The sequence below is a fragment of the uncultured Thiodictyon sp. genome, assembly GCF_903946935.1.
Taxonomy (GTDB): Bacteria; Pseudomonadota; Gammaproteobacteria; order Chromatiales; family Chromatiaceae; genus Thiodictyon.
Map to the genome: position 1 here is coordinate 1 of NZ_CAJAXH010000009.1, position 8,860 is coordinate 8,860.

An 8,860-nucleotide genomic window follows, 5' to 3' on the forward strand; every position below is an offset into this window, starting at 1 on the left:
CACAAACTACGCAAGACCACGCGCGGGCCGAAGAAGCCGCCTACACCACGCACCAAGTTCAAAGGTAAACCTCATGTCTCGACCGCCAGGTTGCTCGCGGGCTCTGAGCCGAACACAAAGTGACACCTTAAAAGGGCTGGTGCCTGCTCTTGAGGGAACATTAGCTGCGCAGCGTCAACAAGAACGCGTAAGAAAGGCAATAGAAGACATAGGAGAATCTCTGCAAGAATATGAAAGTAAGTTGCAGGAAATCAGTGATGAGCAGTATGCGCTACTAAATGAAATATATCTTGCGGTGTTGCAGACAACAAGCGAAGAAAAAATCGCTTTTCTGAAGATTGCGGTGAAGAACGCATTGGAGGTGCAAGATAGCGGAGCCCAGGAGACAATCGCATTGTCTCGGGCGATCCGAGATATCTCGGCGGAAGAGGTTGCGTTTCTTATGCGGACATTTTATTTTTCGGACATATCTATGTCTCCGCCAAGTGAAAAAAACGCCCAAGATCGGAGCTATCATGTTGCGCCGGATGGGCCGGAGGCAATCTATGCGGCTGGTCTTGTTTCGTTAGGAATATTGTTTCCTGGTGAGCTAGTGTTTAGTGGCGGTACAACTTTGCGCTTTTCAAGGATCACGGCAAGACTGTTGGCGCTGCTGAAAGACAGTTAGGCCGCAGGTGTTTCCAGGGCTTTTTCTTTGGATGTTGATGGGCGGTGGCGTCGCTGTCGATTGGCTCACGCCATAAGACAACGGCCGTTCCGACTTCGGAGCAAGTCTCCACGCGGAAGCCGCGCGCGCATGGTCGGGCCGCTGGAGCGGCCAGGGGTGCATTCCCACGCAGAGCGTGGGAACGAGAAGCTGGGATGTCATTGCCACCGCTGCCGGAGTATGACGTGAAACCATCCGACGAGCTGATTCTGCTCCCGGCACCGCGCGCCCAGACACTGGGGGCCGCCGAATTTCAGTTGGCCGACGGGATGTGCATTGCCCTGCGTGCCGACTGCGCCCAAGACCTGCTGCCGATCGGGCAGCGGTTGCGCGATGCGCTGCACCAATATGCGCAGACGCGCCTGCAACTCACCGCGAACGCCTTGCAGGGGACCGGCATCACACTCGTGATCTCGGGTCCGCCGGATTCGGATGAGGCCTATTGCATCGATATCCGTCCTGCCGGGGTGATGGTCCAGGCCGGCACCCCGCATGGCGTGTTCCATGGGGTGAGCACGCTGATGCAGATCGCGCAGCAGCGCGGCGGGTGCTGGCCGGCGCTGCGGATCGACGATGAACCCGACTTTGCCCAGCGCGGCGTGATGCTGGATATCAGCCGCGATAAGGTCCCGACCATGGAGACGCTGCGCACGCTGATCGACCTGCTGGCCTCCTGGAAGATCAACCAGCTCCAGCTCTATACCGAACATACCTTTGCCTATCGCGACCACCGCACCGTGTGGGAACATGCCTCGCCCATGACGGCCGAGGAGGTCCTGGAACTCGACGCCTATTGCCGCGCACGGTTCATCGAGCTGGTGCCGAATCAGAATTCGTTCGGTCACCTGGAACGCTGGCTGAAACACCCGCAATACAACGACCTGGCGGAGACCCCAGCGGGCGGCGAGACGCGCTGGGGTGTACGCCCCCCATCGGGTCTCAACCCGCGCGACCCGCGCAGCCTCGAGCTGTTGCGCGGGCTCTATGATGAATTGCTGCCCAACTTCAGCTCGCGCCAATTCAACGTGGGTTGCGATGAGACCGTCGATCTTGGGCAGGGCCGCAATCAGGCCCTGGCGGCGCAGCTTGGCACCGGCGAATTGTATCTGGCGTTTTTGCAGCAGATCCACCGGGAGGTCAGTGCGCGCGGCCATACCATGCAATTCTGGGGTGACATCATCCTGGAGCATCCCTCATTGGTTCCGCGGCTGCCCCAGGACCTGATTGCGCTGGAATGGGGCTATGAGCATGACCACCCCTTCGCCTCGCATGCGCTGGCCTTTGCCGAATCGGGCATTCCGTTCTATGTCTGCCCGGGCACCAGCACCTGGAATGCCATCCTGGGCCGCACCGACAACATGCTGGGCAACATTGCCAATGCCTGCGACAACGGACTCAAGAATGGCGCGGGCGGCGTGTTGAATACCGATTGGGGCGATAATGGCCACTGGCAATATCTGCCCTTCAGCTACGCCGGCTTTGCCTATGGCGCGGCGATGAGTTGGGGCGTGGAAGCCAACCGGGGCCTGGCCCTGGCGCGCGCCCTGGATACCTTTGCCTTTGAGGATGCGGCGGGCGTGATGGGTGAATTGATGCTCGCGCTCGGCCGGGTCGGTCACTCGCTCGATGGGTGGCTCAATCAGCGTACCTACAATGCCACGCCCTTTGGCCGGGCGCTACTGATGGGGCGGGAGGAGATCCGCCAGGTCTATGGGGCAGGGGAGGGCGTGCGGGGCGCCGCCGCGCAGGCGGCGCAGAGCATCGGCGCCTTGGTGCAGCGTCTGCCGGCGGCCAGGATGGGCCGGGGGGATGCGCCGTTGATCGCCCGGGAGGTGGCACTCGCGGCGCGTCTGGCCCAGCACGGGTGTGCGCGCATCGCGCTGGCCGCCGCGGACCATCCATCGCGCTCTGCCGAGATGCAGACCGATCTGCGTGCCATCCTGAGGGCGCATCGGCCACTATGGCTTGCGCGCAATCGACCCGGCGGTTTTAGCGACAGTGCGGCGCGCTTGCGGGGATTGCTTAAGGACTATTAGCCCGTGAGCGATTTCCGGGTCTAGGTTTATCCTTCAGCCCTTCGATCCGCCAACCCGGTCAACACCCATAGCCGATCCAACTCAGTGCGCAGTTGTGCTACCTCTGATTCCAGGGCGGCGATGCGACTGTCCGCCGCGCTGCCGCCTGGCGGTGGCGCCGGTGTGGCCGCGGCCGCGGCGTTCATGGCAGCGAGTTCGGTCGGGTCGGGCATCCCGCACAGTAGATGCATATAGCGCTCCTCGCGCTTGCCCGGGAGCCGGGGCAATTCCATCACCAGAGGTGGTCCACGGTCGATGAGCGCAGTCACCGTGGCGGTTACGGCATTGAGGTCCGGAAACTCAGCCAGGCGTGTGCTGTTGGTGCGCAACTCGCCCAGCGTCTGGGGGCCGCGCAGCATGAGCACGGTGAGCACCGCCTGTTCCTCGCGGCTGAGGTGATAGGTGCCGACCAGCTTGTGGTCATAGCGCTCGCTACGTCCGGAGAATCCCGCATGGATCAGCCCCTGGGTGCGCAATTGATTGACCTGGTGCCCCACCTCGCCGGGCTCCAGGTGCATGACCGGCGCGCGGCTGCTCTTTTGATTGCAGGCACTCACCAGTGAGCTGAGGGTGAGCGGGTATTGCTCCGGGGTGGTGCGCTGTTTCTCCATCAGGCAGCCCAGGATGCGCGCCTCGATGGTGTTTAACAGGGGTTCGGTGAGATCGGTCGTCATGGGGCGATGCTCGCGTTCTTGGACAATGATCGAGGGTGCTCAGTCGAGCGGCACCACGCGCAGCTCCACCCGGGCCTGGCGGCTGCGTTGCCCCTGGCCGTAATACAGGGTGCCGCCGCCGCGGTTGGACTCGGTGTCTGTGCTCAATCCGACCGGCAGCCAGTCGCCGAGCCGCCCCTGCACCTGGGCCTCGACGCTGCTGGTTTCTCGGGTACCGCGCGCGCCGGGGGAGTCGGCGTTGGTGCTGACCTCCAGGGTCACCTGATCGCCCTGGACGCGCGGCACCACATAGAAACCGCTCTCGCTGCTGCGGTAGTCGACTCCCTCTTGGATCGCGGTGCCACCTGGGCCATAGGACAGCTCGCGATAGGGCCGGGGCTGGTCCTGGCCGATGGAGATGAAGGCCGAATGGCCGTCGATGGTGCGGACCTCCTGGGTGAGGTTGCGGCTCTCGGTGCGGGTGCCGGCACCGGCGCCCACCTGGCCCCGCACGCGCCCATTGCCGCTGACCCAGACATTGGCCCCGGCGCCGCCCCCACTGCTCTGCGTATTGCCGCTCTGGCGCACCTGGATCAGCAGGTTACGCGCCGGCTGGTCCAGTGTGGCCAGGGCGCGGCGGATATCGGCCAGGCGCGCGGGCGAGGCGCGCACGATGAGCGCATGGTTGGCGGCCATCACGCTCCCGTCGGGGCCGGCCAGAGGCGCGAGGAGCGGGACCAGGTCAGCGGGCAGGCGGGAGCGGGGTTCGATGATCTCCATGCGATAATCGGCGGCCATGAGCGCCGGGCAGAGGACGGCCAGGAGCCAGGCGACGGCCCGCCGCGGTCCTCGCCGGTCCTTACAGATACAGCCGTCGCAGTTCGGTGTCTTCATCGCTGTGCTCCCAGATCTGTTCAAATTCGGCCCGCAGGCGCCGCGCCGGGCCGGGGGCCTGGCACTCCAGCACGGCCTCGGGGCGCTCGGCGCGGCGCCGCAGACAATAGCCGTTGCCGTCGGCGATCAGAAAGGCGTCCGCCCGGTCGCGGAAGTCCTCCGCCACCCGCCGGATCGCGATGCGCGAGCTCAGTCGGCGGCTCAACTCGATCAGCCGGTGCCCGCCGTTTACCGCACGCTGCGGCTCGCCGACCAATATCCGAACCGGATGCCAGGGCCTGGCCAGGGCGAGCTGCCGCACCGCGGCCAGAAAGTCCTGCCGATCATAGAGATCCGGCTCCAGGTCTGGGCTGAAGATCAGCAGTTCGTGTCGGGCCCCCGCGGCCAGTTCGACGCCGGCCGCGCGGATCGAGTCGCGATCGGTGAGCAGTCGTGCTGCGCCGCCTAGGTTCAGCGGCGATGGCGCGTGCTCGGCCAGGTCGGGGGCCTGGGGCGGTGGGTCCTCATGCATGGTCATCCGATCCTCGGCTGGCTAGGTGGTTGGCGTGCCGGCGCCTTATGATGCGCCGATCGGGGTGCGGCGGATAGCTGGACCCGGGGGCCGCCGCCGCCCTGGCGAGGATGGTGCCGGATCGCGTTGGCCTCAACCACTCGCCAGATGGACGCGGACGCGCGACAATAGGCGGCTGGCCGCTGCCAGGTTTACTAACCCACTGATCGTATTTGAGAGCCGCCTCATGCCTGCATTCCCGCGCCTGCTGAACACCCTGGCGAGCCCCCTGCGCCTGTTGCCGACCCTCGCCCATAGCCAGGCCCTGGCCCTGGTGCTCAATCGGGTGATGAAGACGGCCCTCGCCGAGGGCGAGCTGGATTTCCTGAAGGGACGGACGGTCGGCATTGAAATCAATGACCTGGGTATCCGCTACCGGCTGGGCCTGCGTGACGGGCGGATTCGCGGGTGCGGCGAAGGGGCCGCGGCGGATGCCGCCATCTCGGGCGGTCTGCACGAATTTCTCCTGCTCGCCGCCCGCCGCGAGGACGCCGATACACTGTTCTTCCAGCGCCGGTTGCGGATGGCCGGCGACACCGAGCTGGGTCTCTATCTCAAGAACTTCCTGGATGCATTCGAGCCGCCCGCGCAGGTCGCGCCGCTGATCCGCGGACTCGACCGGCTCCTGGGCCAAGAGGCTGGCCGGGCGCGTCGCCCAAAGCGCTGACCCGGGGCGCACCCCGGCGTACCGTGAAAGTCGCGCCGGGAGCGGGGTCCAAGTTTCCCTCCCCGATTGGGGGAGGGCGGGGTGGGGGAACGGCCAAGGCGCCCGCCACTTTCATCTTTCGGGGTGGTGCGGGCGCCATGGCCGTTAGCCCGCATCCGCGTCGCGGTGGCTGCGGGCGACGCCTCTTTATCGCTTCGATTGCTGTCCTGGGACCGGTCGCGCGGCCTTGCCGCCGACCATTGATGCCACGCCGAGGGTCGCGATTCTGACCGTCAGGATTCCGGGGACGGCGATCCACAAGAACTGCTTCAGTACGAACCAATCGGCAAATGAGACCGGCAGGTAGCTGGGCAGTGACCACCTGAGTATGAGGTAGAAGAGGGGCAATAAAAGAATGACATGGTCGAGTGCCAGTGCCAGCGCCAACGGGAAAAGTCCAACGCCCGCGGTCAGCATGATAAAGACTGCCGTGATCGCCATGCCAAGCCCCATCCCTGCCAACGCGACGAGTTTCTGGCCGCGATACCAATAGGACCAAGGACTTCTCAGGATTCCGAGTCGAAGAAAATAGTTCAAGTAGGTCGTCATCTCACTGGCCACGCTGTGCAGGTCAGGCTCGCGCAGCCGGCGCGGTCAATTTCACAATCGAGGTGGCGATGTTCGGGCTGCCGGGATTGACATCGATGGTTCTGGTATTCGCAATGACGATCAGGTCCACTTCAACGGGTTGCAAGTCCCCCTTGCGAGGATTTTTCAATAAGACCTTGGCCGTGATTAGACTCATGTGATCGGTACCTCGTGTCGGGTGCGGCGGCGACGGTGGCGTGGCTTTAGGGCGGCACGGCTGGGACTGAAAGTATCAGGCGGAAGGGGTTTCCCGTAGCCTGGATGCAGCGCGGCGGAATCCAGGTTTCTCCGGTAAGCCACGGATCTTTTGGTTGCCCGCGAGGCCGCACCCGGATTCCGCTAGCGCTCCATCCTGGCTACACCGCTGATTGAGTACATGCGTGGAGTTTACCGGCTGGTCGGGGAAACGCAACCGAGGCAAGGTGAGCCGATTTTATCCACGCCAGTCAGCCGGCGGTGGGCTGAGTTTTCCTTGCCCCAACCCGGGGCGGTCCGGTATAGAATTGCGGTTCCAAGGATCGCAAACCTCGCATTGGCACATCTTTTGGCGGCTGGGGGCCGACTTCCCCAATGGCTAGGTCTTTCTCGACGTGGACAAGATCCCACTCGGGGAAGATTTTCGCCACGTCTTGGATACGGAGATTCGCGGGTCTCATCTGGTGCTGGTCGTCATCGGCCGGGGCTGGCTCGAAGACCCCCGACCAAGGGCAGACGGCGATTTTGTGCGCACCGAGATCGAAATCGCGCTCCAGTACTTCAAACGAGAACCTGAGTCGCGCCAGCCGACAGCAACACTGATCGACGAGATCGCCCGGACCGTCGTCACGCCCACGGCGAAACCGTCGGCCGCACCCCGTTGGCATTGCCCCCCGAGGTCTTTCGCGACCGGCTCAAGGACGGCAGCCCAGGCCCTGCCATGATCGCGTTGCCCGGCGGGACCTTTCAGATGGGCTCGCCTGAGGACGAGCTGGATCGGTTTCCCAACGAGGGTCCACGCCATCGACTGCCCAGCGAGTCAGAATGGGAATACGCCGCCCGGGCCGGTAAGCAAACCCCGTTCTGGAGCGGTGACTGCATCACGACGGATCAGGCCAACTATTACGGGAACTGAACTACCCACCCTCCGGCTGCACGTCCAAGACCGGCACCTTCCGTAAAACGACGGTCCCGGTCGGCAGCCTCCCGCCCAACCCCTGGGGGCTCCATGAGGTCGCGGGCAATGCCTGGGAATGGGTGCAGGACGTTTACCACTGCGTCTTTGCAAGCCGCGACAACGGCAAGAACAGCCGCAACGGATGCTCCGGCATCGCCTCGAATCCCAGTCCCCGATAGAAGGTCGCCGCCCGTTCGTGCTTGGCATCGACGATCACGGCATAGATCCCGACGTGGTTGGAAAAATCCAGTGCGAGATGCAGCGCGAAGGCGAGCAGGTCTTGCCCGAGTCCCTTGCTCTGTTCGCGGTGGTCCACCATCGAACCCTGCGCGCTGGTGTTGCCTGGTCAGCAGTTCGATCCGCGCGGGCATTCAACGCCGCGCCATCAAGGCGCGCAGCGCCTCGTTGGGCTCGGACGGGTCCTCGCAGGCCGCGATGAAGGCGTCGAAGGTCGCTTGGGACAGCACCAGGTTGTCGTTGTCGGGGCCTATGCACCGGGCGGCCTCGTCGGCGTTTTGCAGCACGAAGCCAGACACGGCGGTTCCCATCAGCGCCGCGGCACGCGAGATCATGGCCTTGGCCTCAGGGCTAGAGCGTAGGTTGATGCCGGTGGATTGGGTCGGTGCAGCGATGGTGGGCATGGGGAAGCGCCAAGATAAGCAGTGATATTTTACGTCATACTGACCTAGGGTATCCCGTGCGGCTGGTCCAGGAACGTCTGACCAGCGGCGCGGGGCATGCACCCCGTCCCCAAGGCTGATCGAAGGTTGCGACGCGGCGACTGTCGGGTTAGCCTGCCCTGGCGGGCGCTGCCGGTCGGCGCCATGCCAACATCTACCTCACCCGTATCCGACCGTCCTGCGTCAATTGGAGGTCCCGATGGAAAACACCCTGATCACCCGTGATCCTGATGTGATGAGCGGAGCCCTGTGCTTCACGGGGACGCGTGTTCCCGTGCAAAACCTCTTTGACTACCTTGAAGGCACATCCTCGCTGGATGAGTTTCTTGAGGATTTTCCCTCCGTGAGTCGGCAGACGGCCATCGCGGTGTTGGAGGACGCCCGGGCACGGTTGTTCGTCAATGCGGCTGCTGCTTGACGAGTCGCTGCCCCGGCGCCTGCGGGGTTACCTGCCAAACCATTCGGTCAAGACGGTGGTTGAGATGGGTTGGGGCGGCATCACGAATGGAAAATTGTTGGCGCTGGCGGCCGGGCAGTTCGATTGCTTTCTGACCGCTGACAAGAACCTTCCGTATCAGCAGAACCCGGCAACACTGCCGCTCTCGCTGGTGGTGCTCGACGCCCGGTCAAACGAACTGTCGTATCCTCTGCCATTGGTTCCAAGGTTGGAGCAAACGCTGATTAATCTGAGCCCGTGCAGTTTTGAAAGGGTTGGTTAAGGAACGGTTCACTAAGAAGTTACTCATGTTAGCTCCGGCGATCTATGTATAGCGGCGGCCACTCAGTTGAAAAACCGAGGTCTTCCTGCGATCATGGGCGTCGGATCTTTGGACACCGGTCGCTACCATGAACGAG

At 63.6% G+C, this 8,860-nt stretch carries 14 protein-coding genes; 7 read left to right on the forward strand and 7 right to left on the reverse strand.

The annotated features are described in order from the left end of the window. Both QZX93_RS00790 and QZX93_RS00795 read left to right on the forward strand, forming a co-directional pair. Positions 1-667: hypothetical protein (locus QZX93_RS00790; RefSeq protein ID WP_295390697.1), on the forward strand; the 667-nt coding region annotated here is incomplete at its 5' end. A gap of 194 nt (positions 668-861) precedes the next feature. Continuing rightward, positions 862-2,742, forward strand: a complete 1,881-nt coding sequence (locus QZX93_RS00795) for a family 20 glycosylhydrolase (RefSeq protein WP_295390699.1) — start codon at positions 862-864, stop codon at positions 2,740-2,742. 26 nt (positions 2,743-2,768) lie between these two features. Here QZX93_RS00795 and QZX93_RS00800 read toward each other — a convergent pair whose 3' ends face one another. Genes QZX93_RS00800 through QZX93_RS00810 form a run of 3 tightly spaced genes read right to left on the reverse strand, consistent with a single transcriptional unit; the run spans position 2,769 to position 4,845 of the window. Further along, positions 2,769-3,455 (reverse strand): YceH family protein, encoded by a 687-nt coding sequence (locus tag QZX93_RS00800; protein ID WP_295390701.1) that lies wholly within the window; start codon positions 3,453-3,455, stop codon positions 2,769-2,771. A gap of 39 nt (positions 3,456-3,494) precedes the next feature. Continuing rightward, positions 3,495-4,328, reverse strand: coding sequence for a secretin N-terminal domain-containing protein (locus tag QZX93_RS00805; RefSeq protein ID WP_295390703.1), 834 nt, complete (start codon positions 4,326-4,328; stop codon positions 3,495-3,497). After that, positions 4,294-4,845 carry a hypothetical protein gene (locus tag QZX93_RS00810; protein WP_295394288.1) on the reverse strand — a complete coding sequence of 184 codons (552 nt, stop codon included), beginning with the start codon at positions 4,843-4,845 and terminating at the stop codon, positions 4,294-4,296. Before QZX93_RS00810 ends, QZX93_RS00805 begins: the two co-directional genes overlap by 35 nt. A 220-nt stretch (positions 4,846-5,065) precedes the next feature. Between QZX93_RS00810 and QZX93_RS00815 the strand changes: the two genes are divergently transcribed. After that, on the forward strand, positions 5,066-5,545 hold the full coding sequence (locus tag QZX93_RS00815; RefSeq protein ID WP_295390706.1) for an SCP2 sterol-binding domain-containing protein: 480 nt from the start codon (positions 5,066-5,068) through the stop codon (positions 5,543-5,545). A gap of 186 nt (positions 5,546-5,731) precedes the next feature. Here the strand turns inward: QZX93_RS00815 and QZX93_RS00820 are convergent, their stop codons facing one another. Together QZX93_RS00820 and QZX93_RS00825 are read right to left on the reverse strand one after the other, a co-directional pair. Further along, on the reverse strand, positions 5,732-6,133 hold the full coding sequence (locus QZX93_RS00820; protein ID WP_295390708.1) for a hypothetical protein: 402 nt from the start codon (positions 6,131-6,133) through the stop codon (positions 5,732-5,734). Between the two features lie 22 nt (positions 6,134-6,155). Then, complete coding sequence (locus QZX93_RS00825) at positions 6,156-6,329, reverse strand: hypothetical protein (protein WP_295390710.1); 174 nt, start codon at positions 6,327-6,329, stop codon at positions 6,156-6,158. 699 nt (positions 6,330-7,028) lie between these two features. On the opposite strand from QZX93_RS00825, the gene QZX93_RS00830 reads away from it, so the two are divergent. Together QZX93_RS00830 and QZX93_RS00835 are read left to right on the forward strand one after the other, a co-directional pair. Next, positions 7,029-7,283 (forward strand): SUMF1/EgtB/PvdO family nonheme iron enzyme, encoded by a 255-nt coding sequence (locus QZX93_RS00830; RefSeq protein ID WP_295390712.1) that lies wholly within the window; start codon positions 7,029-7,031, stop codon positions 7,281-7,283. Then, positions 7,280-7,504: an SUMF1/EgtB/PvdO family nonheme iron enzyme gene (locus tag QZX93_RS00835; RefSeq protein WP_295390723.1), complete on the forward strand. Its 225-nt coding sequence runs from the start codon at positions 7,280-7,282 to the stop codon at positions 7,502-7,504. The genes QZX93_RS00830 and QZX93_RS00835 overlap by 4 nt, the downstream gene beginning before the upstream one ends. Here QZX93_RS00835 and QZX93_RS00840 read toward each other — a convergent pair. Together QZX93_RS00840 and QZX93_RS00845 are read right to left on the reverse strand one after the other, a co-directional pair. Then, on the reverse strand, positions 7,417-7,644 hold the full coding sequence (locus QZX93_RS00840) for a GNAT family N-acetyltransferase (protein WP_295390714.1): 228 nt from the start codon (positions 7,642-7,644) through the stop codon (positions 7,417-7,419). The genes QZX93_RS00835 and QZX93_RS00840 overlap by 88 nt on opposite strands. 52 nt (positions 7,645-7,696) lie before the next feature. Further along, the gene (locus tag QZX93_RS00845; RefSeq protein WP_295390716.1) at positions 7,697-7,966 is read right to left on the reverse strand and encodes a DUF1778 domain-containing protein; all 270 of its coding nucleotides are present in this window, start codon (positions 7,964-7,966) and stop codon (positions 7,697-7,699) included. Positions 7,967-8,204: 238 nt separating this feature from the next. Here QZX93_RS00845 and QZX93_RS00850 point away from each other — a divergent pair, with 238 nt between their 5' ends. Continuing rightward, entirely contained in the window at positions 8,205-8,423 is a 219-nt protein-coding gene (locus QZX93_RS00850; RefSeq protein WP_295390718.1) for a DUF433 domain-containing protein, read from the forward strand. Next, on the forward strand, positions 8,407-8,724 hold the full coding sequence (locus QZX93_RS00855) for a DUF5615 family PIN-like protein (protein ID WP_295390721.1): 318 nt from the start codon (positions 8,407-8,409) through the stop codon (positions 8,722-8,724). The genes QZX93_RS00850 and QZX93_RS00855 overlap by 17 nt, the downstream gene beginning before the upstream one ends. Positions 8,725-8,860: the final 136 nt, after the last annotated feature.

Coding starts and splice junctions, on each gene's coding strand:
- QZX93_RS00795 (WP_295390699.1), top strand. CDS start 862: ATGTCATTGCCACCGCTGCCGGAGTATGACGTGAAACCATCCGACGAG.
- QZX93_RS00845 (WP_295390716.1), bottom strand. CDS start 7,966: ATGCCCACCATCGCTGCACCGACCCAATCCACCGGCATCAACCTACGC.
- QZX93_RS00800 (WP_295390701.1), bottom strand. CDS start 3,455: ATGACGACCGATCTCACCGAACCCCTGTTAAACACCATCGAGGCGCGC.
- QZX93_RS00855 (WP_295390721.1), top strand. CDS start 8,407: ATGCGGCTGCTGCTTGACGAGTCGCTGCCCCGGCGCCTGCGGGGTTAC.
- QZX93_RS00850 (WP_295390718.1), top strand. CDS start 8,205: ATGGAAAACACCCTGATCACCCGTGATCCTGATGTGATGAGCGGAGCC.
- QZX93_RS00805 (WP_295390703.1), bottom strand. CDS start 4,328: ATGAAGACACCGAACTGCGACGGCTGTATCTGTAAGGACCGGCGAGGA.
- QZX93_RS00815 (WP_295390706.1), top strand. CDS start 5,066: ATGCCTGCATTCCCGCGCCTGCTGAACACCCTGGCGAGCCCCCTGCGC.
- QZX93_RS00810 (WP_295394288.1), bottom strand. CDS start 4,845: ATGACCATGCATGAGGACCCACCGCCCCAGGCCCCCGACCTGGCCGAG.
- QZX93_RS00825 (WP_295390710.1), bottom strand. CDS start 6,329: ATGAGTCTAATCACGGCCAAGGTCTTATTGAAAAATCCTCGCAAGGGG.
- QZX93_RS00820 (WP_295390708.1), bottom strand. CDS start 6,133: ATGACGACCTACTTGAACTATTTTCTTCGACTCGGAATCCTGAGAAGT.
- QZX93_RS00840 (WP_295390714.1), bottom strand. CDS start 7,644: ATGGTGGACCACCGCGAACAGAGCAAGGGACTCGGGCAAGACCTGCTC.